Origin of the sequence: Synechococcus sp. KORDI-52 (assembly GCF_000737595.1) — a bacterium.
In the GTDB taxonomy this organism is placed as follows: Bacteria; Cyanobacteriota; Cyanobacteriia; order PCC-6307; family Cyanobiaceae; genus Parasynechococcus.
Genome location: NZ_CP006271.1, coordinates 1 through 23,254 on the forward strand (window position 1 = coordinate 1; position 23,254 = coordinate 23,254).

The window sequence follows — 23,254 nt, forward strand, 5'->3', positions numbered from 1 at the left end:
GATGAATGCAGATCTGCAGGGTTGCTTCCACTGGCGAAACCGACTGGCAGAACTACGTTTCAAATGGAGGTCACCGCGATGCCGACGCGTTTCACCGAACAGAGCCAGCGTTTCCGTCCCAACTCGAACGAAGAGCAGGTGCTGCAAAAAGCACGGGAGCACTTCGAAGCAACACTGATTGGCGTGCAAGGAAAACTCGCCGGCAGCATTGCAGCGATGGAACATCGCCGCACTGACGACGCCCTCAACTACGGCGAAATCTTCCTGCGGGACAACGTTCCGGTGATGATTTACCTGATGCTGCAGGGCCGCTTCGCCATTGTGAAGCAGTTTCTAAGCGTCAGCCTTCACCTCCAGAGCACCAACGTTCAAACCCGCGGCGTCTTTCCCACCAGTTTTGTGGAAGAAGAAGGGCAGCTGGTTGCGGACTACGGCCAACGCTCAATTGGTCGCATCACTTCGGTGGACGCCAGTCTCTGGTGGCCGATTCTCTGCTGGGTCTACGTCAAACGCAGTGGGGACACTGACTTCGGTCGCTGCCCTGAGGTGCAGCGGGGGCTACAACTACTACTCGATCTGGTTCTGCACCCCAGTTTTGAAGGCACGCCGGTGCTGTTCGTGCCTGACTGCGCCTTCATGATTGACCGCCCCATGGATGTCTGGGGCGCTCCATTGGAGGTGGAAGTGCTGCTCTTCGCAGCTCTTCGCAGCTGCATTGGGCTGATGGAACTCTGCCAACGCCACGAGAACAGTGCTCTTCTCGGGGAACGGCTTCGTCTGAGCCGGCAGTGGACCCATGATTTACGGCAGTTTCTTTTGAAGCATTACTGGGTCACCAGCAAAACAATGCAAGTGCTTCGGCGACGGCCGACGGAGCAGTATGGCGACAACCAGCACCAAAACGAGTTCAACGTTCAACCCCAGGTCATCCCGGACTGGTTGCAGGACTGGCTGGAGAACCGAGGCGGTTACATGATCGGGAACATGCGAACCGGACGACCGGATTTTCGCTTCTACTCCTTGGGGAATTCCTTGGCATCCCTGTTCGGGTTGCTGACTGCGCCGCAGCAACGGGCCCTGTTCCGACTGGTGCTGCACAACCGGGATCACCTGATGGCCCAGATGCCGATGCGCATCTGTCATCCCCCCATGGAGGGCGTGGAATGGGAGAACAAAACGGGCTCCGATCCCAAAAACTGGCCCTGGAGCTATCACAACGGTGGCCACTGGCCGAGCCTGCTCTGGTTTTTTGGAGCGTCCATCCTTCTGCACGAAAGGCTGAATCCCCAGGCCGACGTGTTGCTGATGGGACAAATGAAAACGCTGTTGGACGAGTGCTACTGGAGCCATCTCAACCAACTGCCCCGTCAGCAATGGGCTGAATATTTCGATGGCCCCACAGGAACCTGGGTCGGACAGCAATCACGCACGTATCAGACCTGGACCATCGTTGGATTTCTGCTGATGCACCACTTTCTCCACGTCAACCCGGACGACGTGCTGATGCTCAACCTCGACGAATCGATGGGTCACTGAAGAACCATCTCAGCCAATGGCATAAAAAAACCCCGACTCGACGAGTCGGGGTCCATGCACTGCACTCAGGCGAATGATCAGAACAGTCCAAGGGTGAGGGACTTGTCGATCGGAAGTGCTGCACCAATACCGAGGTAGATGGTCACCAGAGTTCCAGTCAGAAACACAGTCATCGCCACGGGACGGCGGAAAGGGTTCTGGAACTTGTTGAAGCTTTCGATGAAAGGAACAAGCATCAGGCCCAGGGGAACCAGGGTTTGCAGAGCAATGCCCAGAAGCTTGTTGGGAACAACCCGCAGAATCTGGAACACTGGGTAGAGGTACCACTCAGGAAGAATTTCCAGAGGGGTGGCGAAGGGATCAGCCTTGTCGGCGAGCATCGCTGGATCAAGGACGGCCAGACCAACCACACAGGCAATGGTGCCGAGGATCACCACCGGGAAGATGTAGAGGAGATCGTTGGGCCAGGCAGGCTCGCCGTAATAGTTGTGGCCCATGCCCTTGGCGAGCTTGGCCCGCATCTTGGGATCGGAGAGATCAGGCTTCTTGAGAATGTGCATCGTTTAGTCCAAGTGTTGAGGGAACAGTAGGAACGCAGATCACAAGGGACCAGAAATGCCCTGCTTCCGAATCATCAGGAAGTGCATGAGCATGAACACCGCCAGCAGCCAGGGCATCACGAAGGTGTGAAGGCTGTAGAAGCGCGTGAGAGTGGCCTGGCCAACGCTTTCGCCACCGCGAAGCAGTTCGACCATGAAATCTCCAACAACAGGAATGGCCGCAGGGACACCGGAAACGATCTTCACGGCCCAGTAACCAACCTGGTCCCAGGGCAGGGAGTAACCAGTCACACCGAAGGACACGGTGATCACGGCCATAGTCACACCGGTGACCCAGGTGAGCTCACGGGGACGTTTGAAGCCGCCTGTGAGGTAAACGCGGAACACGTGAAGGATGAGCATCAACACCATCATTGATGCGCTCCAGCGGTGCACCGAGCGGATCAGCCAACCAAAGCTGACGTCGGTCATCAGATATTCGACCGACTTGTAGGCCTCGGCAACTGTGGGCTTGTAATAGAAGGTCATCGCGAACCCAGTCGCGAACTGGATCAGGAAGCACACCAACGTGATGCCCCCCAGGCAATAGAAGATGTTGACGTGGGGGGGCACGTACTTGGACCCGATGTCGTCAGCAATGTCCTGGATTTCCAGACGTTCTTGGAACCAGTCGTAAACCGGTGATGAGTTCGCCATGCACAAGCGGGCTCGAGTTGCGAAAGTCTACTGAGCACGCTTCTGCCACTGAGGCGAACCCACCGCGATGTATCCAACTGTTAACGATCTTTCAGACTGGCTGCGGCGCAAAGGGTTTCGAGCGCTGCGCCAACTGATCGCAGCTGCTCTTTGCTGCTTTCTAGTGCTGGGCAGCGCCTGCACAGCCGTTGCACTTAGCGACACACAACAGCTCGTGGTGGACAGCTGGCGGCTTGTGAACCAGGGCTTTTGGAATCCCGAGCAACTCGATGCGGTGCGTTGGAAGCGTCAACGGCAGAAGGCCATGGAACGCAACATCGAGAGCAGCAACGATGCCTATGCAGCCATCGAATCGATGCTGGCTCAGCTGGGCGACCCCTACACCCGGCTACTCCGTCCAGAGGACTACAAGGCGCTGAAGAACAGCACCAACGGCAGCCTCAGCGGTGTGGGCTTGCAACTCGGTCCGGATGAAAGCAGCAATGGCGTTGTGGTGATTTCTGCCCTCGAGGGTTCTCCCGCCGGCGAAGCGGAGATCACCAGTGGAACACGGTTGCTGTCTGTTGATGGCCGGGCCGTGGTGGATCTAGGTCTCGAAGGAACCGTGGCAGCGCTGCGGGGAGACGTGGGCTCGCAGGTGGTGCTGACGCTGGACAACGGCAGCGGAGAAACAAATGAGCTGACGCTTGAACGCCGCAGTGTGGACCTACGGCCGGTACGCACAAGGCGCTTGCGCAGCGGCACTCACACCCTTGGCTATCTGCGGATCACCCAGTTCAGCGAAGGCGTTCCCGAACAGGTGAAAGAGGCCCTCACGGAACTGCAGAACAAGGACATCGAAGGATTGGTGCTCGACCTCCGCAACAACTCAGGCGGTTTGGTGAGCGCTGGATTAGCGGTCGCCGACGACTTCCTTTCCGGTGGCGCCATCGTTGAGACCCGCAACCGTGAGGGGATCAATGACACCATCCAGGCCAGCCTCCAGACGGTGTACGACGGACCGATGGTCATCCTCGTGAATGGAGGAACGGCCAGCGCGAGTGAAATCCTGGCTGGCGCCCTCCAGGACAACGAACGCGCCACCCTTCTCGGAGGACAGACGTTTGGCAAAGGGCTGATTCAAACGCTGACCAACCTCAGTGACGGCAGCGGCCTCGCCGTGACCGTCGCCGGCTACGTAACACCGAGTGGACGGGACATCCAAGGAGAAGGCATCGCACCCGATCGTGGGTTGTCAGATCCGGAACCCCTGAACCCCGGCGGTGATGGTGATCGCTGGCTCTCGGAAGCCGAGCAATGGATGGAGGCCTTGCTGGAACAGCCCGCTAACGACACCGAGGCATGAACCAGCGGACCTATCACGACCCTCTGCATCGCGGCATTGGTCTTGACCGCCAAGCCCCAGCCGAGGGGATGGTGATGGATCTGGTGGACACGGCGCCGTTCCAGCGCCTGCGACGCATCCGCCAGCTGGGTCCGGCCTACCTCACCTTTCACAGCGCTGAATCCAGTCGATTCACCCACTCGCTGGGGGTCTTTCATCTGGCACGCCGTGCGTTTGAGCGGATGCTGCCATTGGCACCCGAGTTGGAGAAGTACCGGGGTCTGCTCTACGGGGCTGCTTTGCTCCATGACATCGGCCATGGCCCCCTCAGCCACACCGGCGAAGAGATGTTTGGCCTGCGCCATGAAGCGTGGTCAGCGCGGGTGATCCGGCATCACCCAGAGATCCGTGACTGTCTGGAGAGCCATGCATCCGGCACGGCTGAGGCGGTGGCGAACCTGCTGGAGCATGGACGCAGCCCTCACCCCCTGATCAAACACCTGATCAGCAGTCAACTGGATTGCGACCGGCTGGATTACCTCCTGCGCGACAGCTACAGCACCGGAACGCGCTACGGGCAGCTGGATCTCGACCGCATCCTGGGAGCCCTGACCCTGGCCCCCGATGGGGACATGGCCATTCATCCCAAGGGTCTGATGGCTGTGGAGCACTACCTGGTGGTGAGGAACCTCATGTACAGGAGCGTCTACAACCACCGGCTGAATGTGGTGTGCAACTGGCTTCTGGAAAAACTGATCCTGACCGCACGACAACTGGGCCCTGAGCAGGTGTGGGCTGATGAGGTGATGGCCAGCTGGCTCTGGCAACCGGACCAGATCCGCTTGGAGAACTTCCTCGCCAACGACGACCAACGCACCGGCTACCACCTCCAGCGCTGGCAAGCCGAAGCACCAGCAGCCCTGGCTGAACTGAGTGGGCGTTTTCTGGATCGACGCCTGCTTAAAGCAACGGCCGTCGAGCATCTGTCTCCGGCTGAGCAACTGCAGTTGCTCGCAACAGCCAGGCGACTGGCCGATCGTCATGGCCACGACCCTGAACTCTGCTGCGGATTGCGTCATCAACAGCTGCGTGGATACCACCCCTATCGAGGCGGCTTGCGCCTCTGGGACGGGCAGCAGCTCCAGGCCCTGGAGAAAGCCTCTCCCCTGGTCGCCAGTCTCGCGACCCCGGCGGCAACCTCCTGGTTGATTCACCCCCGTGACATCAGTGCCGAGCTCAGGCAGGAAATGGACGTTGAATGGCCCCGAGCAGCAGCAGCGTGAAGCAGCCATGACATTGAGGCTTCCCGACCAGCGCCTTGATCACTGGAGGGATCGTTTGCCTGATCTGCTGAGCAGGTGTTCCCAACCGATGGTTGATCTCGATTGCGGAGACTGGATCCTGAACTGCAGCGACCTCGCTGATTTGTGCGCCGCCGTCACCGAGGCAGGTCATCAACTCGGACGAATCACCGGCCGGGTGCCCGAGACAATTGTGGCTGCTTCAGCCTTGGGACTGGATGCAAGCCGATCCAACACGCCTTCTAACCGTGAACTCCGGCCCAATCCTGTGACGACGGCCGCTTCCGACCTCTTGTTTCACCACGGCACCCTGCGCTCCGGCAACCATCTCCAAAGTGAGCGCACCATCCTTCTCTACGGCGATGTGAACCCCGGAGCACAGATCAGTTCAACCGCTGATGTTTTGGTGTGGGGTCGCCTGCGGGGCGTGGCCCATGCCGGATGCGAGGGGTCAACGACAGCGAAAATCGTTGCCCTGCAGTTGCGGCCACTGCAACTGAGGATTGCTGACGTTGTCGCCCGAGGCCCCGAGGATCTGCCCCAAGCGGGTTTGGCCGAGCAAGCCGAACTCAAGGATGGCGTGATCGCCATTGAACCCGCCGTCATCCAGAACTTTCAAAAACGCTGACGTCGTTGTCAGGCCCAAAAGCCAGATTATTCTTGCCGCACCAAAGCAGAACCCTGGTGTCGACGACCCGAACCATCCTCATCTGTTCTGGCAAGGGCGGTGTCGGAAAAACAACGACAACGGCGAACCTTGGTATCGCCCTTGCCCGTCAAGGCGCCAAGACCGTGGTTCTTGACGCGGACTTCGGTCTGAGGAACCTTGACCTGCTCCTGGGCCTGGAGAACCGCATCGTCTACACCGCCCAGGAGGTGCTGGCGGAGAGCTGCCGGCTTGAGCAAGCCCTGGTGAAACACAAGCAGGAGCCCAATCTGGCCCTGCTCCCTGCGGGCAACCCTCGGATGCTCGAGTGGCTCAAGCCCAAGGACATGCAAGCGATCGTTGCGCTGCTGGAACGCCAGTTCGATTACGTTTTGATCGATTGCCCTGCAGGCATCGAAGACGGATTCAAAAATGCCGCTGCCGCAGCCCGAGAAGCTGTGGTGATCACCACCCCGGAAGTGGCCGCCGTGAGGGACGCTGATCGGGTGATCGGGCTTCTGAACACCAAGGGTGTGCAGCCTGTGCAGCTTGTGCTCAACAGGGTGCGACCGAAGATGATGTCGAACCAGGAAATGCTCTCGGTGGATGACGTCACCGACATCCTGGCGCTGCCTCTTCTGGGGCTTGTTTTTGAAGACGAACAGGTGATTGTGAGCACTAACCGCGGTGAACCCTTGACCCTGAGTGATTCATCGTCCCCAGCAGCCCAGGCCTACGGCAACATCGCGCAACGGCTTCAAGGTGAAGACATACCGCTGATGGATCCCTCACAGGCCCGCCTCGGCCTCCGCGCCAGGATGCGCAAGCTGATGCAAACCCGAATTTTCTGAGGCGATGACACTCAAGGAATTCATCGACAAACTCCTGCGCCGTCAGCCAGCCAGTGCAGAAACAGCCAAAGAGCGGCTCCAGCTGGTTTTAGCCCATGACCGCAGTGACCTCAATCCTGAGCTGCTCGAACAGATGCGGCGAGAAATCCTCGAAGTGGTGGCCCGCTACGTGGAAATCGACCTCGAAGAAGGTGACGTGAGCCTGGAGACGGAAGACCGCGTCACCGCCCTGGTGGCCAACCTTCCCATCCGTCGTCCGGTCGTTAAACCGGCGAATGGTGGAACGCTCTGAGCAGCAACCTGCTCAAGCTTGAAACCTCAGATCCTGACTCTCATCACCCCCGCTGAACAGCGGGTGGTGATGCTCTTGCTTCAAGGCCTCAACAACAGAGCCATTGCCCAGCGGTTGGTGATCAGTCACCGGACGGTCGAATGCCACATCAGCAGAGCACTCCAAAAAAGCGGCTGCTGCAACCGACTCGAGCTGGCGCTCTGGCTCATCGGTGAAGGTGACACTGCTTTGAATTGCCAGGCAAGCGCCGTTACGATGAAACACATGCCGGCTTAGCTCAGCGGTAGAGCAGCGCTTTTGTAAAGCGAAGGCCATCGGTTCAAATCCGTTAGCCGGCTTGAACTGGATCAGGATGATGGCGTGCTGTCGGTTGCGCCCGCAAACAGCCAGACCAGAACAAGTCCTAAAAGCCAGGGAAGAAGATTCAGCTGAAGCGTCCAGGTGAAAAGGCCTTCAAGGGGCTCAAGCACCCAATGAAGGATCGCCATCACCAGTAGGCAGAGCCCAAGAAGTGGGATCACTCGAACACCTCAACCCCTGCAGGAATCACAGCACCCCGTCGCACGATGCGCCACCGTCCATCCCCAACCCAGACCAATACCGTGCTGGCCTGACCAGAGGCTTGACACCAGGGCTGAGGCCCCAGCTGAGCAACATCTGGGAAACTCAGCGCCGCCTCTGCCGCGGTCATACTGGCCGGCTCTCCGGAGAGATTGGCGCTGGTGGTGGCCAATGGTCCGCTGATCTGTAGCAATCCACGGGTCTGCTCACAGGCTGGAATGCGGCAGCCCAGCGTCGTACCGCCTGGGTTGAGATACCGCCCAGCTCCGCCATCACGGGCAGGCAGCACCAGGGTGAGCGCTCCAGGCCAGTAGCGCTCAGCCAAGGCTTCAAGCTCCCGATGGCACGGAACCGCAACTTCGTGAAGCAAGTCGTTCACTGATGCCCCCATCAAGATGAGGGGCTTATCAGCCGGTCGGCATTTCAGACGCCAGAGGGTCTGGGCTTGATCGGGAAGCACCGCCAGTCCCGGCAGGGTGTCGGTGGGAATGATGGCGGCTTCGCCGGCACGAAGCCGCAGCGCCAAATCGGTGGCGGCCAGAACCGGAGCAGGCACGAATCCTTCCTTCATCAGAGGCGTCACATCAAGTGGTCGCAGAACGGTTGCGAGCAAGAGCAAAGCGGCGTGTCCCTTCAAGATCAGCGGCCGCGCTGACCTCCACCAAACCCGCATCCCTCATCAGCTGCATGACCAGGCCGCTCTGATCGTGGTGGTGTTCGAGCAGAAGCCAGCCCCCAGGCGACAGCCCCGTTGGTGCTCCATCCACCACGGTGCGGATGGCATCCAGCCCGTCCTCTCCCCCACTCAAGGCCAAATGGGGCTCATGGTCACGAACCACAGCGTCGAGACCGTGAACCACAGACCGTGGAATGTAGGGAGGATTACTGATCACAAGATCCAGGGTTCCCCACCAGCGCCTGAGCGGCGTCCACCATGAGCCAAGGTGAAGCGAACAGTTGTTGTGCGGAGCGCAACGCTGGAGATTGCGTTCCGCCAAACGCAAAGCATCTGCACTGAGGTCGACGCCATGCCCGAGTGCCGTCGGCCAGGCACGGACCAAACTCACCGCGATGGCCCCTGAGCCAGTGCCTAGATCAGCCCAGCGCCGGGGTGGGGCAGACTGGAAGTGGTTCAGGGCAAGATCCACCAGCAGTTCGGTTTCCTGACGAGGAATCAGCGCAGCGGGGGAGGATTCGAGCAGCAGATCTCGCCATGGACAAAGGCCAGCCAAATGCTGCAGGGGGACGTTCTCCTCAAGATGGCGCTGCCACAGTTCAGAGAGCACCTCGAGTGACTGCTGGAGTGCAACGGTTCGTGCTGGATCCAGCAGCAACCGCTGCAGGCTTGTCCAGCGAACGCCACCGGCCAGATCGATCAACCAATCGAGATCGGCCGCAGCTCCACCGCGGGCGAGTTGTTGGCGTCTCCACGTCAAAAGATCCGTGCCGGCAAGGGTTGTGGAATTTGTCAAGGCCGACGCTTGCGCCAGTGAAGTCCAGACTCACACAGCAGTTCACCCTTGCACTCGAGAGCCAGAAGCTCGGAGGCCAGCTCAGCAGGGGAACACTGCAAACGAAGCACCAGCTGATCAACAGAAGCCCCGGCCCCAATGGCGCCCATCAGCTGCTGGTTCATGCCATGTGAGTCGTCCGGCTTCAAGGGGCCGTCACCAAGACAACGAACCAGATCCTCGGAATGAATCAAGGCTGTCGCACGATCCCGAAGCAGGGCATTGCTGCCCCGACATGACCAACGGCGGGCATCACCAGGAACAACCCACACCGGGCAATGCATGCGGCTCGCCCAGCGGGCCGAAATCAGTGCTCCGCTGCGTTGCGGACACTCCACCACCACGAGTGCTTTCGCAAACGTGACAAGCCAACGATTCCGGGTTGCGAAGTGGCCTGGATAAACGCGAGAGCCCGACCGGGTTGTGCTCACCAGCAACCCTTGCTCTGCGACCTGCTGCTGCAGTGATCGGTGGTGGGCTGGATAAACGCGATCCAAAGGTGTCCCCAAAATCGCAATGGGTGAACCATTGCTGATCAAACAGCCGTGATGGGCTGCAGCGTCAATCCCTTCAGCAAGCCCACTGAGCACAGGCCAACCCGCTTCAGCAAGAGCGCGACCCAGGTCTTCAGCCATCGCAAGGCCATGGTCCGAGGCAGAGCGTGTGCCCACCACCGCAATGGCTTCTCGGGCATTCAAACGGCGAAGCAGCAATCGATCCCCCTCGACGTACAGCCCGGAAGGAGATGAATCCACGCCATCCAAACAGCTCGGCCAGGCGGGGTCACCCGGCAAAAGAGCACAAGCAGGAACATCAAGATTCGGCTCGATTCCTTGCTCACACCTGTAACGATCGACGGCACGCAAACAGCGGGCCGGCCAACCCAGAGCCTTGCCAAGGCGCTCGATTGGCCAGGCCCAGAGCTGATCTGGCCCGATGGCTTGATCGCGGCAGAACCTGCGCAAATCGGCCATGCGTGCGTTGCCCAAGCCCGGGCAACAGGCCCAGCACCACCACCAACCCCGCAAAAGCCCCCTTGCAAGTACATCTGTACTATCACAGTGCTAGGTGTCTGATTCAAAGGCGTTGGTTCACCAGCAGATCCATCACCTCCTGCAGCTCGAGAGGCACGCTCCTGAGCACGCGCCCCTCACGGACCATCACCAGATTCACTGTTGCCTCCGCGACCACGGTGCCTCTGCAAACAAAGCGAGAGAACCATGGCCAACGCACACCCTGCCGACCCGAGCAATGGCTATCAAGACACACCTCATCACCGTGTCGAAGTGGGCTGATGTACTTCAGCCGCAGAGAAACCACCGGCATATCGACGCCCATCGCGGTCATGGCGGCATAACCAAGGCCCGCAGCCTGAAGGGCCTCAACCCTGGCTTCCTCAAGCCACTGCACATAGGCCCCATGCCACATCACACCGGCGTAATCGGTGTGCTGCGGGAGCACACGCTTGGTCAGGGTGTACATGATCCGCGTAACGCTGTGACATCAGCTTCTCTCCACGGAGGCAACCACCCATAGGCTTCCGCAAAGGCTGCTTCATCTCCCTGTGTTCAGGAACCTTCTGATTGCCGACTCGGGCAAGGGTCACGTCGAGGAAATGATCCGGATGCTCCAGGACATTCCCAGCCTGAAGGCCGCAAAAATCAATTTGCTGCATGTGGTCTCGGAGCAAAGCAAGTCGCAATCCGACGGCCATCGCGACGAAGCAGTAAACCTCTTGAACAGTGCAATCACGCGCATGGGCCTCAGCCCATCAAGCGTGAGCACCTTGATTCGCGAGGGCGACACGAAGCAGACCGTGCTCAAGGTTGCTGATGAGGTTCAGGCCGACCTGATCGTGATGGGATCACGCGGCCTGGGACGCCTTCAATCGATCCTGGCCAACAGCACCAGCCAATACGTCTTTCAACTGTCCACTCGGCCGATGCTGCTGGTGCGGGACGACCTCTACGTCAAGCATGTCAATCGCGTGATGGTGACGATCGACGGAACAGGCGTTGGTGACGACGCGCTGCGCACAGCCTGCGAACTGGTGCGTGAAATTCCCGGCGGAACCCTCACCGGAGTTCATGTCGTTCGCCAGGAATCAGCACCCTCCCGGGGAGGCCGCACCAAAGCGGACGAGGTTCTCGATGCCGCTGTTCAGCGGGCCAGGGGCTTCGGTATAGACATGAAAGCCATACACACCGAAGGGAAGGACATCGGTCGGAGCGTTTGCCTCGCTGCATCGGAGTGCAACGCCGACTTGGTGGTCATCGCCTCACAGGACCGACGTCCTCTTGTCGCCAGAGGACTGGTGGATTTGGACAAGCTTCTGGGCGGATCAGTCAGCGACTACATCCGAGTGCACGCACCAGCCCCTGTGCTGCTGGTGCGTGAGCCTGAACGGGGCTGAATCAGGCCTCGTTGTTCTGCGTGCCGATGTAGAGCACGATCAGGAAGATCGCCGGAACCAGGATGAACAGGAGGCTGGCGACGAATCCGAGATCGTTGGTTTCCATGGCCGTTGGAGGGATCCAGGCGAAGGTATCACCGACAAGAGGCCTGGGGAGCGTCTGCCCTAGGCCTCGTCACCGGCGGTAGCAGCCTTGGCATCTCGGCCGTCGACATCAACCCCATCCTGGTCCTCTTCATCGAGCTCACTGGCTGGAGGCGCTGGCCATGCCGTGGGACCCGCCGGCAGCGGGGCCTGCCTGGCCGCAGCCAATCTCGAATCAGCATTGGCGAGCCTCACCTGAGGCCGGGTTAGAACCATGAGGGACTTCTCCACCAAGGCCTGGCATGCCAGGCGCCACTCCTGGGGCCTGCGGCGCAACTTGCTGTCTTCGACGGCAGTGCGCGCCGTCAGCGCATCGGCGTTGTCTTCATCGACCACGGAAACGAAGCAGGTGATGCACTGACCACACCCTCCGCAATTGCCCAGCTGGCCCTTCAAGCCGTAGAGCTCGATGCCCTCGCGCCGGGCCACCTCACGCAGATTCTCGCCGGGGTAACACTCAACATCACGACCTTCACGAATAAACCTAATAACGGGCATGAGCTCACAAGCAACCAACCCCCATCATGGGCTGAAGCATTGCGTTTTGTGAACAGCAGGGTCACGACTTTCATGTCACTGACCGTTGCGGGCAGGTCACTTTTCTCCCGCCCCATGGACTGAAGCCCTTACGATCGCTCATGTCTGACTGCATAAGCAGTCTTGTCCCCCGAACCTGACCCATGGGATTGCCCTGGTATCGGGTGCACACCGTTGTCATTAATGACCCGGGCCGCCTCCTGGCTGTGCACCTCATGCATACAGCGCTTGTAGCCGGCTGGGCCGGCTCCATGGCGCTCTACGAGCTGGCCATTTTCGATCCGTCTGATCCTGTCCTGAACCCGATGTGGCGTCAGGGCATGTTCGTGATGCCCTTCATGTCCCGCCTTGGCGTGACCGGCAGCTGGGGTGGATGGAGCATCACCGGCGAAACGGGTGTTGATCCCGGTTTCTGGAGTTTTGAGGGCGTCGCTGCCGCTCACATCATTTTCTCCGGCCTGATGATGCTGGCCGCCATCTGGCACTGGACCTACTGGGATCTCGAGATCTGGCAGGACCCACGCACCGGCGAACCCGCTCTCGACCTGCCGAAGATCTTCGGAATTCACCTGCTGCTTGCAGGTCTGGGCTGCTTCGGTTTCGGCGCCTTTCACCTCACTGGGGTCTTCGGCCCGGGCATGTGGATCTCAGACCCCTACGGCCTGACGGGACACCTCGAAGCGGTTCAACCGTCATGGGGACCAGAAGGTTTCAACCCTTTCAATCCCGGCGGAATCGTTGCCCACCACATCGCTGCTGGGATTGTCGGCATCATTGCTGGCATCTTCCACATCACAACCCGACCACCCGAGCGCCTTTACAAGGCTCTCCGTATGGGCAACATCGAGACTGTGCTGGCAAGCGCTATCGCAGCAGTTTTCTTTGCCGCTTTCATCGTGGCCGGAACCATGTGGTACGGCTCCGCAGCCACCCCGGTCGAATTGTTCGGGCCGACCCGTTATCAGTGGGACCAGAGCTACTTCAAGACTGAGATCAACCGTCGCGTTCAAACCGCGATGGATGATGGCGCCACCAGGGAGCAAGCCTTTGAGGCCATCCCTGAGAAGCTGGCCTTCTACGACTACGTCGGCAACAGTCCTGCAAAGGGTGGTCTCTTCCGCGTTGGACCGATGGTGAACGGAGATGGCTTACCAACTTCCTGGCTTGGTCATGTTGTCTTCACCGACAAAAACGGTGATGAACTTCAAGTTCGTCGTCTCCCCAACTTCTTTGAGAACTTCCCTGTAGTCCTCGAAGATGAGCAAGGAATTGTTCGCGCTGACATTCCCTTCCGACGGGCAGAAGCCAAATACTCCTTCGAACAGCAAGGCGTAACCGCCCAGGTGTTCGGTGGTGCACTGGATGGTCAAACCTTCACTGACCCTGCCGACGTGAAGCGCCTTGCCCGCAAGGCCCAGCTGGGTGAAGCGTTCGACTTCAACCGCGAGGTCTACAACTCCGACGGTGTGTTCCGAAGTTCACCCCGTGGCTGGTTCACATTTGGCCACGCAACCTTCGCTCTGTTGTTCTTCTTCGGCCACATCTGGCACGGTGCCCGCACCCTGTATCGCGACGTGTTCGCTGGTATTGATCCTGACCTCGGTGATCAGGTGGAGTTTGGTCTCTTCGCCAAGCTTGGTGACAAAACCAGCCGTCGCCTACCCGAGGGCTACGTTCCTCCAGCTGGAACTCCCCTCAACTGATCGCCCCTTAGGAACAACACGATGGAAAGCTTCGCTTACGTCCTCATCCTTACCCTCGCGATTGCCACGCTCTTCTTCGCGATAGCATTCCGCGATCCGCCGAAAATAGGTAAGTGATTTGAATCCTCAAAACCCCGCTTCGGCGGGGTTTTTTATTTTTCTTTCACCGATCGTCGCAAGATGGTCTCGTCCGCCAGAGCCGACCACAGCAGTCTCAAGTCACTGACAGAGCTCGACGGAATCCTCAAATGAGACTGATGTCCTGCAGGCCCTTCTCAAGTCTCAAATCACTGTCTACAGTTGGTGGAACTTATTGATTCCTTCGGGGATGCAGTGCCCCTCCTGCCAAAACACAGATAGTCGCGTTCTTGAATCCAGGGCAGCGGATGGTGGACGTAGCGTGAGACGACGGCGTGAATGCCTCAATTGTGAATTCCGCTTCACGACCTATGAACGCGTGGAAACCGTTCCAATCACGGTGGTCAAACGCAACGGCAACAGGGAAATCTTCAGTCGCAGCAAGTTGCTGCATGGCTTAAACCGAGCTTGCGAGAAAACGGGCCTCGACGCAACACGTCTGGAATCGCTCGTTGAAGAACTCGAACTCAAACTCCAGCAACGCTCCGGCAAGGAAGTCAGCAGCGCTGAGATCGGCGAATTTGTGCTCCGGGATCTCAAGCAGATCAGCGAAGTGGCCTACATCCGTTTCGCATCCGTTTACCGCCAGTTCCGTGGCATTGATGACTTCGTGTCAACCCTTGAAACACTCAACACTGATCAGGAGCAGAACCATCTCGCCACTGTTCGTTGAACCAGTGCATTGAACCGATGGGTTCTAAGTGTCGGTTCGATCTGTAAACTCATTGATTCTCCGTGAAACGTCGGCGGGCGTTTGACGCGATTTTTTCGAACTACCCACCTGAGGTAGACCGCCAGCCCCCCATGTCTGCGACTCCGACAGAAGAACAGATCCAGGATCAGGTTCAGGACGCGAACGCCACAGAAGGCTCTGCAGAAACCCCCGCCGCCGAACAGGCGTTTGAAGATGAGGATCTGAGCATTCCTGAAGACGTCCCCACCGCGGATGATCCAAGCAGCCGAGCCGCCAGCCGCAGCCTGGACGACGCCGGATTCACCCTGGATGAGTTCGCGGCTCTCCTCAGCAAGTACGACTACAACTTCAAGCCTGGCGACATCGTCAACGGTACGGTCTTCGCCCTGGAATCGAAGGGCGCGATGATCGATATCGGCGCCAAGACTGCTGCCTTCATGCCTCTTCAAGAGGTGTCGATCAACCGGGTCGAGGGTCTGAGCGACGTGCTTCAGCCCGGCGAGATCCGTGAGTTCTTCATCATGAGTGAGGAGAACGAAGATGGTCAGCTGGCGCTCTCGATCCGTCGGATCGAATACCAGCGGGCATGGGAGCGGGTCCGCCAGCTCCAGAAGGAAGACGCCACGATCTACTCCGAGGTGTTTGCCACCAACCGTGGTGGTGCCCTGGTGCGCGTGGAGGGTCTGCGGGGCTTCATCCCCGGATCCCACATCAGCACCCGCAAGCCGAAGGAGGAACTGGTTGCCGACTTCCTGCCTCTGAAATTCCTCGAGGTGGACGAAGAGCGCAACCGCCTGGTGCTCAGTCACCGCCGCGCCCTGGTGGAGCGGAAGATGAATCGCCTGGAAGTGGGCGAAGTTGTGGTGGGTACAGTCCGGGGCATCAAGCCCTACGGCGCCTTCATCGACATCGGTGGCGTCAGCGGTCTGCTGCACATTTCCGAGATCAGCCACGAGCACATCGAGACCCCCCACTCGGTGCTGAACGTGAATGATCAGATGAAAGTGATGATCATCGATCTGGATGCCGAGCGCGGCCGGATTTCGTTGTCCACGAAGGCTCTCGAGCCCGAACCCGGCGACATGCTCACCGACCCCCAGAAGGTGTTCGAAAAGGCCGAGGAAATGGCCGCTCGCTACAAGCAGATGCTGATGGAGCAGGCCGAAGAGGGCGAAGATCCGATCAGCTCCATGATGATCTGAGCCTGATGGCCCAACTGCTGCTGAAGGGACATCCCATCGGCAATGTCCAAGGGGTGCTGTTCGATAAGGACGGCACCCTTTCCCATAGCGAGCCACATCTGCTGGCCTTGGCAGACGCACGTATCAACAAAGCCATCAAGGTTGCTCAGGAACAAGCCCCTGGGCTGAAACTTTCTGAGCTGAACCACACCCTGTACAGAGCATTCGGTGTTGATCACGGCATGCTCGATCCCGGCGGAACCCTGGCGGTTGCCTCCAGGCAGGACAACATCGCCTCGACTGCAACGGTGTTCTGCCTGTTGGGCTGCTCATGGCCCCAGGCTCTGGCCATGGCCCATACCTGCTTCAACGCGGTAGACCAAGACGGCCGGATCGACACCACCCCAAGCCCGCTGATCAACGGTGCTGGACAACTGCTTCAGGACCTGCACCAGCAGGGTATAACCGCTGCTGTAATCAGCAACGACACCCAATCCGGGGTTGAAGGCTTCCTGGCTCACCACCAGCTAAGCGCAGGCGTTGCCGGCATCTGGAGTGCTGACGACCATCCGCGTAAACCCGATCCACAGGCCGTCCTGGAACTGTGCGGCAGGCTTGGCCTGCCACCCCAACGATGTGCCTTGGTTGGGGATGCGGAGACCGACCTTCAAATGGCCATTGAGGCCGGCATCGGCGGCGTGATCGGCTTCACCGGTGGCTGGAGTCGAGCTCCGGAACTGCCATCAGCACAGCATCTGCTCCACTGCTGGACCGATCTCACCCTCAGCACAACCGCGTAAAGTCGCGCGATCTGGAGGCCCGAATGAGCCGCTACGTCTTTACGTCCGAATCCGTCACGGAAGGGCATCCCGACAAGATCTGCGACCAGGTGAGCGACGCCGTTCTCGATGCTCTGCTGGCTCAGGATCCCGCCAGCCGCGTCGCCTGCGAGACCGTGGTGAACACCGGCCTCTGCATGATCACCGGTGAAGTGACCTCCAAGGCGCAGGTGGATTTCATCCACCTGGTGCGCAACGTGATCAAGGAGATCGGTTACAGCGGGGCCCGGGCCGGTGGCTTCGATGCCAACAGCTGTGCGGTGCTGGTGGCTCTCGATCAGCAGTCCCCCGACATCGCCCAGGGCGTTAACGAGGCCGACGACCACGCCGGTGATCCCCTGGATCTGGTGGGCGCCGGTGACCAGGGAATCATGTTCGGCTACGCCTGCAACGAGACGCCTGAGCTGATGCCGTTGCCGATCAGCCTGGCCCACCGGCTGTCGCGCCGCCTGGCCGAAGTGCGCCACAACGGAACCCTGGGTTACCTGCTTCCCGATGGCAAAACCCAGGTGAGCGTCGTTTATGAAAACGACAAGCCCGTCTCGATCGACACGATCCTGATCTCCACCCAGCACACCACTGAAGTGGATGGGATCAGTGATGAGCAGGGCATCCGCGAGCGCATCACCGAAGACCTCTGGACCCATGTGGTGGAGCCGGCGACCGCCGATCTGGCGCTCAAGCCCTCCCGCGAGGCCACCAAGTATCTGGTGAACCCAACCGGCAAGTTCGTGGTGGGCGGCCCTCAGGGCGATGCCGGCCTCACCGGCCGCAAGATCATCGTGGACACCTATGGCGGCTATGCCCGCCACGGCGGTGGTGCTTTCTCCGGCAAGGACCCCACCAAAGTGGACCGCTCGGCCGCCTATGCAGCGCGCTACGTGGCCAAGTGCCTTGTGGCAGCAGGGCTCGCCGAACGGGCCGAAGTGCAGCTGAGCTACGCCATCGGCGTGGCCAGACCCGTATCGATTCTGGTGGAATCCTTCGGCACCAGCGCATTGGCCAACGATGCCCTCACCGCCCTGGTGCAGGAGCATTTCGATCTGCGCCCCGGCGCCATCATCGAGACCTTCGGTCTGCGCAACCTGCCCCAGCAACGGGGCGGCCGTTTCTATCAGAACACTGCTGCTTACGGCCATTTCGGACGCAACGACCTCAACGCCCCCTGGGAAGACGTAACCGCGAAAAGCCAGGAGCTTCGCCAGGCAGAAGCCAGACGGGTCGAACAGGTGGCCACGGCCTGACGCTATGACGGATTCGCCGCTGGTGCTCGGAATCGACCTGGGCACCAGCGGAATTCGCACAGCCGTCATAGCAGCTAACGGCGAACTGCTCGACAGCAGATCCCAGGCCTACGGCGGAGACTTCGCCAACCCCCATAGCTGGCGCGAAGGCTGTATTGACCTCATCAGAGCGATCCCGACCCAGCTGCGATCCCAGCTGAAAGCGCTCGCCGTTGATGGCACCTCAGGCACGTTGCTGGCCTGCGATCGCGAAGGTTCCCCACTGGGGAAAGCACTGGCCTACTCCCAGAGCTGCCCTGAGCTGCAGTCAGCGCTGCAGCCTTTGGTGGATTCCAGCAGTCCGGCCGCCAGCTGCAGCGGCAGCCTGGCCCGGGCCTTGCGACTCATCAACTGCCATGGTGAGGCGATCCTGCTGCGGCATCAGGCCGACTGGATCAGCGGATGGCTGCTAAACGATTGGCGCTGGGGAGAAGAAGGCAACAACCTGCGTCTGGGTTGGGATCTGATCACCCACAGCTGGCCAGCCCGTTTTGCCGAACATCCCTGGCGGCAGGCCCTGCCTGAGATCCGACCCAGCGGCAGCATTCTCGGGACGATCGCAGTGGAGCAGGCCAAGGCCTTGGGCCTGGCGAACGATCTGATCATCGTTGCCGGAACAACGGATTCCAATGCCGCTGTACTCGCCGCCGATCCGGGTCCCGGAGATGGGATCACCGTGCTGGGGACCACGCTGGTGATGAAGTGCTTCACCGAAACGCCCCTGCACGCCCCGGGGGTGACCAGCCATCGCGTGGGTGGACGCTGGCTCAGTGGTGGCGCCTCCAATGCAGGGGCCGGTGTACTGCGGCGTTTTTACAGCGACGACCAACTCAGCGAACTGAGCCGCCAGATCAACCCAGACACCGACAGCGGACTGCGCCTGCGGCCACTCCCCGCTCCAGGGGAACGCTTCCCTGTGGATGATCCAGAGCGGCTACCGGTGCTTGAACCACGGCCGGTAAGTGATGCCCTCTATCTGCATGGACTACTCGAAGGGCTCGCCGAGATCGAAGCGCAGGGTTGGCACCGCCTGAACGAGCTGGGTGCTGACGCACCCCGACGGATCATCAGCATCGGCGGTGGAGCGCGCAATCCCCAATGGCGACGGCTGCGGGAACGCCGCCTGGGCTGCGCTGTAACGAGTTGCCATACACCCCCCGCTGCAGGGGTGGCGCGACTGGCCCAACAGGCCCTGGTCGGGTGAGAATTCCCGCATCACGCCCAACCCCCATGCCCACCAAGCTCCGCGATGGTCTGGCCATCGGCCTTTTCGTCGTGCTGGCCGGATATGTGGGCTTCAGTGGCATTCGCCTCGGTCTTTTGTTGATCGAACGCTTCGCTTGAGCCGATCACTGCAAAAATTGCATTCACCTGTTTGATCCCAATGCCTGCAGACCCCCTTACTGATGCCGTCAGCACACGGATCTGCAAACACATGAACGACGACCATTCCGAAGCGGTGCTCGCCTACGCCAAGCACTACGGCGGCGTCAGCAATCCCGCTGCAGCACGCATGGTGTCTGTGAAAGCAGAAACCATGGAACTGGAGGTAGATGGCGCCAGCGTCAGCATTGCCTTCGATCACACCCTCACCGACAGCGAAGACGCCCACCGCACCTTGGTGGCGATGCTGAGGGCAATGCCCAAAGAAAGCGCCTGATCTCGGACCGATTCGGCCCAGCAGTGGAAGGCTCGTTGCAGTGACCGACCTGCTGTGCATCGCGCGCTCCTGACCTTTGCCCAAGCCCTGCTGATCGAGCCCCGCTGCCCGATCTGTTATGGACCCTGGGACAGCCCACTGCCTCCGACGGCTACCTGCACCACGTGCATGGACGCACTTGCTCTCCCTTCACAGGGACTCAAGGGCTTGCTGCCATTGCCTTGGTGCGCCCTGGGGACTTACGCAGGCCCGCTGCGGCAGCTGCTGCTGAAGCTGCGTGAACGGCGCCAAGGCAAAGCTCTTGCGGCCTTGGTGCAGCTGCTGTCGGACCGCTTCACCCTGCCTGCAACAGCAGTGCTGGTGCCGATTCCAAGCTGGAAGCGGCGACGATCCAACCCCCTGCCACAGCGCATTGCCCTGGGATTGGGCCGGCCAACGGAAGAGCTGCTGCACCGCACCCGTGCCGGGTTAAGCCAACACCATCTGAACAAACGCCAACGCCAAACCAACCTGATGGGTGTGTTCCAGACCTGCCCCCTCCCCCATCATCAGGCGCTCAGCTCGGTCTGGCTCGTGGACGACATCCTCACGACCGGGTCCACCGCATTGGCAGCCCGTCAGGCCCTTGAAGCTGCTGGACACCGCGTGGCTGGATTGATCTGCCTGGGACGAACCCCCTCAAAAGAGCGCAGGCGGTGATTTAAGATTCGCGAGTCGCTTCGGCGGCGCGCCGGGATAGCTCAGTTGGTAGAGCAGGCGACTGAAAATCGCCGTGTCCCCAGTTCAAATCTGGGTCCTGGCATCAATAGATGCCAAAACTGCCGTGTCATTCATCTCACCGGATGCAGGCACAGATCGTGTTTTCGACAACGCCGACAGTTTCGCCATGGTGTTTGACCGCACTTGGAAGCAACTGCGAAGCAGCAGCAAGGCTGAACTCAGCCAAGAGGAACATCTCGAAGCGGTGCTCGAGGCGATGGCCGATCACCCCTTCCTGATCAGTTCACCCGAAATGGCACGCCAGGTGGCCGCCTTCCGGATCAGGCTGCTGGAGCTGGCCTGATCAGGCGGAGAGCAGATCGATCTGGGGATCATCCACATATTCCGTGTCATCGCTGAGGGTCTCATCACTGAAGGCCTCGTCCTCGACTCGGTCGTCGTCCATCTCAGATGTTTCTGAGATCTCGTCATCGTGCGCTGCTGAAGCCTCCTCGGCGTGGGAATCAGCATGGAGCGTCACGACCTCGCCTGGGATTAGACGATCACGAAGCATCCGCACCTTCTCTTCGCTGGCCAGGAGCAGTTCGCCGGCGTCATCACTGACCGCTGAGATTTCCGCATCCGCCAGCTGCTGGCCCTCAATGTCGGCCAACCGCGTTTCCAGTTCCATCAAACGATCCGCCAGCGTTTCCACCACTTCACTGAGACTGAGCAGATGGGTGCACAGCTGTTGCTCGAACGCGGTGCGCGGGGGGGTGGTGGTCACCGAGCTGGCCTCGTGTTGAGAAATTTCGCTGATGGTATCGATGCTGAGCTTCGTGTCCACGGCCCTGGGAAAAACCACGACTCGCCTAAATTTCCCAGGGCTTTCGAGCGATTGAAGAGATGTCCAGGCTGAAGACAGGGCTGAAGGTCACCGCCTGGGTTGCCGTCTTCATTGTTGCTGTGATTTATCTGCATCGTTACGGCATCGCACCGCTGCAAAGCGCCGTGAATGACATGGGCATCTGGGCCCCACTCGGCCTGTTCCTGCTGCGGGGGGTGAGCATCATCCTGCCGGCGTTACCGAGTTCGGTGTATTCCCTGCTGGCCGGCTCGCTGCTGGGCTTCAAAGCGGGCTACCTCACGATCGTCTTCTCAGATCTGGTGTTCTGCAGCGCGGCCTTTTTCATCGCCCGCCGGTGGGGACGCGGCCCGGTGAGCCGTCTGGTGGGAGCCAGCGCAATGAAACGCATCGATGGGTTCAGCAAGAACCAGCTGGAAGGCAACTTCTTTTTGATGACAGGCCTGCTGATGACCGGGCTCTTTGATTTCCTGAGCTATGCCATCGGGATCAGCCGCACCCACTGGCGTCTCTTTGCACCAGCCCTGCTGATCAGCGTGCTGATCAGCGATTCCATCATCGTGGCCGTCGGCTCGGGTGTGGCTCAGGGAGCAAGCCTCACCCTGGGTTTGGCTCTGCTTGCGATGTTTGCCCTCGCCACCATCACAGGCCTTGTGAAAAGGAAATCCTCAGCGATCCCCTCGGACAACGCCTCATGAAACGAAGCGCAAGGGATGACTGCAGATGCATGTCGATTCCCACGAACCGCTGACTGGGTCGAGGAAATTCCTGGACACTGGTTACATTCGAGTTGATCGGCGTTTCTCGATGAGCGCACTGGCAGATCCGAGAATTGCCGTCCTGCAGAACCAGGCCGGCAGCAGCGGTGAGCTGGATCTACCAGTGGGAGACGGTTGTTTTCGGATCAACCTCCGTGATGAAAACATCGCGCTCTGGCAGGAGACATTTGATCAACACACCACGGCAGCCAACCTTCTGCTGGCTTGCGAAGAGAGCAATGGGGATCTCAAGGACACGCGCCTGACCTGGGTGGTGGGATCTGCCATCCGTACAGCGACAGCCTCAAGCCCAGACGCCGTCGGCTGGCTGTTGGCGCAGTTGGGGGTACCAACTGAACTCACGGAAGCAGCCATCAGCCGTTGCCCTGGGTTGGGGGATGACCTGGTCTGGGCCTTTTACCTGGAACGCCACGGCTGGCTGATCGCCACGCCGGTGGCCAGCGTCAACCCTTGAACCTTCAAAACACCGACTTCAAGACCCTGGTGCAAACCGCACAGGTTCAAGGGCTGAGCCTCAACCAAGATTTGCCGCAGACCACGCTCCGCATTCTTGAGCGTGCTGATCAAGCCCAACGCCAACTCACGAACGATGAGCTCGCAACGATCTGCCAGGCCTCCGGCATGGATGTCTCGCTCCCTGACAGCCTGATCCAACGATCAGATCAGCTGGTGAACCAGGCGCGGGGTCATCTGCTTGCAACCCAGCCGCATCTGGTGCAACCGGGCGGGGCTCTCTACCCGCAGGACAGAGCAGATGCCTGCTGGCGCGACTGCTGGAACTTTCTACGAGTGATCACCTACGCGGTGGCCTGCAACCAGAGCTGCTTTACCAACCCGAGCGGCATGGCCGCCATTAGGGAGCTGTACAGACGAATGAACGTGCCCATCGAGGGGATGAACATCGCCCTCGGTCAGCTCAGAGAGAAGACCCTGGAAGGGGTCTCGCGATCGAACAACCGTCAGTTGATCCGCGACTGCTTCCAGCACCTACACGCCGAGCTCAACAAATCTGCAGTTAAGAGCTGATAAGCGCCACCACCA

The 23,254-nt window shown here is 59.9% G+C and carries 31 protein-coding genes and 2 tRNA genes; 23 read left to right on the top strand and 10 right to left on the bottom strand.

Translation table 11 applies throughout. The features are described from left to right. Nucleotides 1-78 precede the first annotated feature (78 nt). A complete protein-coding gene (locus KR52_RS00005; RefSeq protein ID WP_038556598.1) occupies nucleotides 79-1,536 on the top strand; it encodes a glycoside hydrolase 100 family protein in 1,458 nt (485 codons plus the stop codon). Between the two features lie 77 nt (nucleotides 1,537-1,613). On the opposite strand, the gene petD is transcribed toward KR52_RS00005, so the two are convergent. Continuing rightward, complete coding sequence (petD, locus tag KR52_RS00010; RefSeq protein WP_006851144.1) at nucleotides 1,614-2,096, bottom strand: cytochrome b6-f complex subunit IV; 483 nt, start codon at nucleotides 2,094-2,096, stop codon at nucleotides 1,614-1,616. A 39-nt stretch (nucleotides 2,097-2,135) separates the two neighbouring features. Continuing rightward, entirely contained in the window at nucleotides 2,136-2,792 is a 657-nt protein-coding gene (petB, locus tag KR52_RS00015) for a cytochrome b6 (protein WP_011363493.1), read from the bottom strand. Nucleotides 2,793-2,859: 67 nt separating this feature from the next. Here petB and ctpZ point away from each other — a divergent pair, with 67 nt between their 5' ends. From ctpZ to KR52_RS00050, 7 genes are all read left to right on the top strand, one after another. Continuing rightward, nucleotides 2,860-4,137, top strand: coding sequence for a carboxyl-terminal processing protease CtpZ (gene ctpZ, locus KR52_RS00020; RefSeq protein ID WP_051834231.1), 1,278 nt, complete (start codon nucleotides 2,860-2,862; stop codon nucleotides 4,135-4,137). Continuing rightward, nucleotides 4,134-5,399 carry an HD domain-containing protein gene (locus tag KR52_RS00025; protein WP_038550977.1) on the top strand — a complete coding sequence of 422 codons (1,266 nt, stop codon included), beginning with the start codon at nucleotides 4,134-4,136 and terminating at the stop codon, nucleotides 5,397-5,399. The genes ctpZ and KR52_RS00025 overlap by 4 nt, the downstream gene beginning before the upstream one ends. Before the next feature lie 7 nt (nucleotides 5,400-5,406). After that, complete coding sequence (gene minC, locus KR52_RS00030) at nucleotides 5,407-6,045, top strand: septum site-determining protein MinC (RefSeq protein ID WP_038556602.1); 639 nt, start codon at nucleotides 5,407-5,409, stop codon at nucleotides 6,043-6,045. A 56-nt stretch (nucleotides 6,046-6,101) separates the two neighbouring features. Then, a complete protein-coding gene (gene minD, locus KR52_RS00035; protein WP_038556604.1) occupies nucleotides 6,102-6,914 on the top strand; it encodes a septum site-determining protein MinD in 813 nt (270 codons plus the stop codon). Nucleotides 6,915-6,918: 4 nt separating this feature from the next. Then, nucleotides 6,919-7,206 carry a cell division topological specificity factor MinE gene (minE, locus tag KR52_RS00040; RefSeq protein WP_038550980.1) on the top strand — a complete coding sequence of 96 codons (288 nt, stop codon included), beginning with the start codon at nucleotides 6,919-6,921 and terminating at the stop codon, nucleotides 7,204-7,206. A 69-nt stretch (nucleotides 7,207-7,275) separates the two neighbouring features. Then, nucleotides 7,276-7,482 (top strand): response regulator transcription factor, encoded by a 207-nt coding sequence (locus tag KR52_RS13235; RefSeq protein ID WP_051834380.1) that lies wholly within the window; start codon nucleotides 7,276-7,278, stop codon nucleotides 7,480-7,482. Then, a tRNA-Thr gene (locus KR52_RS00050) sits at nucleotides 7,473-7,544 on the top strand. Before KR52_RS13235 ends, KR52_RS00050 begins: the two co-directional genes overlap by 10 nt. Before the next feature lie 9 nt (nucleotides 7,545-7,553). Here the strand turns inward: KR52_RS00050 and KR52_RS14875 are convergent. From KR52_RS14875 to KR52_RS00070, 5 genes are all read right to left on the bottom strand, one after another. Then, on the bottom strand, nucleotides 7,554-7,727 hold the full coding sequence (locus tag KR52_RS14875) for a hypothetical protein (protein ID WP_216725529.1): 174 nt from the start codon (nucleotides 7,725-7,727) through the stop codon (nucleotides 7,554-7,556). After that, complete coding sequence (locus KR52_RS00055) at nucleotides 7,724-8,338, bottom strand: L-threonylcarbamoyladenylate synthase (protein WP_051834381.1); 615 nt, start codon at nucleotides 8,336-8,338, stop codon at nucleotides 7,724-7,726. Before KR52_RS00055 ends, KR52_RS14875 begins: the two co-directional genes overlap by 4 nt. A 13-nt stretch (nucleotides 8,339-8,351) precedes the next feature. After that, entirely contained in the window at nucleotides 8,352-9,239 is an 888-nt protein-coding gene (prmC, locus tag KR52_RS00060) for a peptide chain release factor N(5)-glutamine methyltransferase (protein ID WP_253912420.1), read from the bottom strand. Next, nucleotides 9,236-10,252: a DNA-processing protein DprA gene (locus KR52_RS00065; RefSeq protein ID WP_051834232.1), complete on the bottom strand. Its 1,017-nt coding sequence runs from the start codon at nucleotides 10,250-10,252 to the stop codon at nucleotides 9,236-9,238. Before KR52_RS00065 ends, prmC begins: the two co-directional genes overlap by 4 nt. A 103-nt stretch (nucleotides 10,253-10,355) precedes the next feature. Then, complete coding sequence (locus KR52_RS00070; protein WP_038550989.1) at nucleotides 10,356-10,760, bottom strand: acyl-CoA thioesterase; 405 nt, start codon at nucleotides 10,758-10,760, stop codon at nucleotides 10,356-10,358. Between the two features lie 82 nt (nucleotides 10,761-10,842). On the opposite strand from KR52_RS00070, the gene KR52_RS00075 reads away from it, so the two are divergent. Continuing rightward, nucleotides 10,843-11,691, top strand: a complete 849-nt coding sequence (locus KR52_RS00075; protein WP_038550991.1) for a universal stress protein — start codon at nucleotides 10,843-10,845, stop codon at nucleotides 11,689-11,691. A gap of 1 nt (nucleotide 11,692) precedes the next feature. Here KR52_RS00075 and psbM read toward each other — a convergent pair whose 3' ends face one another. Together psbM and KR52_RS00085 are read right to left on the bottom strand one after the other, a co-directional pair. Next, on the bottom strand, nucleotides 11,693-11,797 hold the full coding sequence (gene psbM, locus KR52_RS00080; RefSeq protein ID WP_025362091.1) for a photosystem II reaction center protein PsbM: 105 nt from the start codon (nucleotides 11,795-11,797) through the stop codon (nucleotides 11,693-11,695). A 59-nt stretch (nucleotides 11,798-11,856) separates the two neighbouring features. Further along, nucleotides 11,857-12,333: a 2Fe-2S iron-sulfur cluster-binding protein gene (locus tag KR52_RS00085; RefSeq protein ID WP_038550994.1), complete on the bottom strand. Its 477-nt coding sequence runs from the start codon at nucleotides 12,331-12,333 to the stop codon at nucleotides 11,857-11,859. A 182-nt stretch (nucleotides 12,334-12,515) separates the two neighbouring features. On the opposite strand from KR52_RS00085, the gene psbB reads away from it, so the two are divergent. From psbB to KR52_RS00140, 11 genes are all read left to right on the top strand, one after another. Beyond that, nucleotides 12,516-14,075, top strand: a complete 1,560-nt coding sequence (gene psbB / locus KR52_RS00090) for a photosystem II chlorophyll-binding protein CP47 (protein WP_038550997.1) — start codon at nucleotides 12,516-12,518, stop codon at nucleotides 14,073-14,075. 21 nt (nucleotides 14,076-14,096) lie between these two features. After that, on the top strand, nucleotides 14,097-14,192 hold the full coding sequence (locus KR52_RS00095; protein WP_011128841.1) for a photosystem II reaction center protein T: 96 nt from the start codon (nucleotides 14,097-14,099) through the stop codon (nucleotides 14,190-14,192). A 211-nt stretch (nucleotides 14,193-14,403) separates the two neighbouring features. Further along, entirely contained in the window at nucleotides 14,404-14,886 is a 483-nt protein-coding gene (nrdR, locus tag KR52_RS00100) for a transcriptional regulator NrdR (RefSeq protein ID WP_038551003.1), read from the top strand. Nucleotides 14,887-15,017: 131 nt separating this feature from the next. Continuing rightward, nucleotides 15,018-16,109: a 30S ribosomal protein S1 gene (locus tag KR52_RS00105; protein WP_038551006.1), complete on the top strand. Its 1,092-nt coding sequence runs from the start codon at nucleotides 15,018-15,020 to the stop codon at nucleotides 16,107-16,109. Between the two features lie 5 nt (nucleotides 16,110-16,114). Then, complete coding sequence (locus tag KR52_RS00110) at nucleotides 16,115-16,888, top strand: HAD family hydrolase (protein WP_038551009.1); 774 nt, start codon at nucleotides 16,115-16,117, stop codon at nucleotides 16,886-16,888. Between the two features lie 23 nt (nucleotides 16,889-16,911). Further along, nucleotides 16,912-18,171: a methionine adenosyltransferase gene (metK, locus tag KR52_RS00115; RefSeq protein ID WP_038551011.1), complete on the top strand. Its 1,260-nt coding sequence runs from the start codon at nucleotides 16,912-16,914 to the stop codon at nucleotides 18,169-18,171. A gap of 4 nt (nucleotides 18,172-18,175) precedes the next feature. After that, nucleotides 18,176-19,414 carry an FGGY-family carbohydrate kinase gene (locus tag KR52_RS00120; protein ID WP_038551014.1) on the top strand — a complete coding sequence of 413 codons (1,239 nt, stop codon included), beginning with the start codon at nucleotides 18,176-18,178 and terminating at the stop codon, nucleotides 19,412-19,414. 180 nt (nucleotides 19,415-19,594) lie between these two features. Then, nucleotides 19,595-19,870, top strand: coding sequence for a DUF2470 domain-containing protein (locus KR52_RS00125; protein WP_038551015.1), 276 nt, complete (start codon nucleotides 19,595-19,597; stop codon nucleotides 19,868-19,870). A 54-nt stretch (nucleotides 19,871-19,924) separates the two neighbouring features. Next, the gene (locus tag KR52_RS00130; protein ID WP_084221915.1) at nucleotides 19,925-20,569 is read left to right on the top strand and encodes a ComF family protein; all 645 of its coding nucleotides are present in this window, start codon (nucleotides 19,925-19,927) and stop codon (nucleotides 20,567-20,569) included. A gap of 30 nt (nucleotides 20,570-20,599) precedes the next feature. Then, a tRNA-Phe gene (locus KR52_RS00135) sits at nucleotides 20,600-20,672 on the top strand. Nucleotides 20,673-20,693: 21 nt separating this feature from the next. Then, nucleotides 20,694-20,933: a hypothetical protein gene (locus KR52_RS00140; protein ID WP_038551018.1), complete on the top strand. Its 240-nt coding sequence runs from the start codon at nucleotides 20,694-20,696 to the stop codon at nucleotides 20,931-20,933. Here KR52_RS00140 and KR52_RS00145 read toward each other — a convergent pair whose 3' ends face one another. Then, nucleotides 20,934-21,356: a hypothetical protein gene (locus tag KR52_RS00145; RefSeq protein ID WP_253912421.1), complete on the bottom strand. Its 423-nt coding sequence runs from the start codon at nucleotides 21,354-21,356 to the stop codon at nucleotides 20,934-20,936. 119 nt (nucleotides 21,357-21,475) lie between these two features. On the opposite strand from KR52_RS00145, the gene KR52_RS00150 reads away from it, so the two are divergent. From KR52_RS00150 to KR52_RS00160, 3 genes are all read left to right on the top strand, one after another. After that, nucleotides 21,476-22,132, top strand: coding sequence for a TVP38/TMEM64 family protein (locus KR52_RS00150; protein ID WP_038551023.1), 657 nt, complete (start codon nucleotides 21,476-21,478; stop codon nucleotides 22,130-22,132). A gap of 109 nt (nucleotides 22,133-22,241) precedes the next feature. After that, nucleotides 22,242-22,667: a hypothetical protein gene (locus KR52_RS00155; protein ID WP_038551026.1), complete on the top strand. Its 426-nt coding sequence runs from the start codon at nucleotides 22,242-22,244 to the stop codon at nucleotides 22,665-22,667. After that, on the top strand, nucleotides 22,664-23,239 hold the full coding sequence (locus KR52_RS00160; protein WP_038551028.1) for a phycobilisome polypeptide: 576 nt from the start codon (nucleotides 22,664-22,666) through the stop codon (nucleotides 23,237-23,239). Before KR52_RS00155 ends, KR52_RS00160 begins: the two co-directional genes overlap by 4 nt. The last annotated feature ends 15 nt before the right edge of the window (nucleotides 23,240-23,254 follow it).

Coding starts and splice junctions, on each gene's coding strand:
- KR52_RS00055 (WP_051834381.1), bottom strand. CDS start 8,338: ATGAAGGAAGGATTCGTGCCTGCTCCGGTTCTGGCCGCCACCGATTTG.
- KR52_RS00155 (WP_038551026.1), top strand. CDS start 22,242: ATGAGCGCACTGGCAGATCCGAGAATTGCCGTCCTGCAGAACCAGGCC.
- KR52_RS13235 (WP_051834380.1), top strand. CDS start 7,276: ATGCTCTTGCTTCAAGGCCTCAACAACAGAGCCATTGCCCAGCGGTTG.
- KR52_RS00005 (WP_038556598.1), top strand. CDS start 79: ATGCCGACGCGTTTCACCGAACAGAGCCAGCGTTTCCGTCCCAACTCG.
- KR52_RS00105 (WP_038551006.1), top strand. CDS start 15,018: ATGTCTGCGACTCCGACAGAAGAACAGATCCAGGATCAGGTTCAGGAC.
- psbB (WP_038550997.1), top strand. CDS start 12,516: ATGGGATTGCCCTGGTATCGGGTGCACACCGTTGTCATTAATGACCCG.
- psbM (WP_025362091.1), bottom strand. CDS start 11,797: ATGGAAACCAACGATCTCGGATTCGTCGCCAGCCTCCTGTTCATCCTG.
- minE (WP_038550980.1), top strand. CDS start 6,919: ATGACACTCAAGGAATTCATCGACAAACTCCTGCGCCGTCAGCCAGCC.
- KR52_RS00120 (WP_038551014.1), top strand. CDS start 18,176: ATGACGGATTCGCCGCTGGTGCTCGGAATCGACCTGGGCACCAGCGGA.
- KR52_RS00085 (WP_038550994.1), bottom strand. CDS start 12,333: ATGCCCGTTATTAGGTTTATTCGTGAAGGTCGTGATGTTGAGTGTTAC.
- petD (WP_006851144.1), bottom strand. CDS start 2,096: ATGCACATTCTCAAGAAGCCTGATCTCTCCGATCCCAAGATGCGGGCC.
- KR52_RS00150 (WP_038551023.1), top strand. CDS start 21,476: ATGTCCAGGCTGAAGACAGGGCTGAAGGTCACCGCCTGGGTTGCCGTC.
- petB (WP_011363493.1), bottom strand. CDS start 2,792: ATGGCGAACTCATCACCGGTTTACGACTGGTTCCAAGAACGTCTGGAA.
- KR52_RS00025 (WP_038550977.1), top strand. CDS start 4,134: ATGAACCAGCGGACCTATCACGACCCTCTGCATCGCGGCATTGGTCTT.
- metK (WP_038551011.1), top strand. CDS start 16,912: ATGAGCCGCTACGTCTTTACGTCCGAATCCGTCACGGAAGGGCATCCC.
- nrdR (WP_038551003.1), top strand. CDS start 14,404: ATGCAGTGCCCCTCCTGCCAAAACACAGATAGTCGCGTTCTTGAATCC.
- KR52_RS00110 (WP_038551009.1), top strand. CDS start 16,115: ATGGCCCAACTGCTGCTGAAGGGACATCCCATCGGCAATGTCCAAGGG.
- KR52_RS00125 (WP_038551015.1), top strand. CDS start 19,595: ATGCCTGCAGACCCCCTTACTGATGCCGTCAGCACACGGATCTGCAAA.
- ctpZ (WP_051834231.1), top strand. CDS start 2,860: ATGTATCCAACTGTTAACGATCTTTCAGACTGGCTGCGGCGCAAAGGG.
- KR52_RS00065 (WP_051834232.1), bottom strand. CDS start 10,252: ATGGCCGATTTGCGCAGGTTCTGCCGCGATCAAGCCATCGGGCCAGAT.
- minC (WP_038556602.1), top strand. CDS start 5,407: ATGACATTGAGGCTTCCCGACCAGCGCCTTGATCACTGGAGGGATCGT.
- KR52_RS00095 (WP_011128841.1), top strand. CDS start 14,097: ATGGAAAGCTTCGCTTACGTCCTCATCCTTACCCTCGCGATTGCCACG.
- KR52_RS00070 (WP_038550989.1), bottom strand. CDS start 10,760: ATGTACACCCTGACCAAGCGTGTGCTCCCGCAGCACACCGATTACGCC.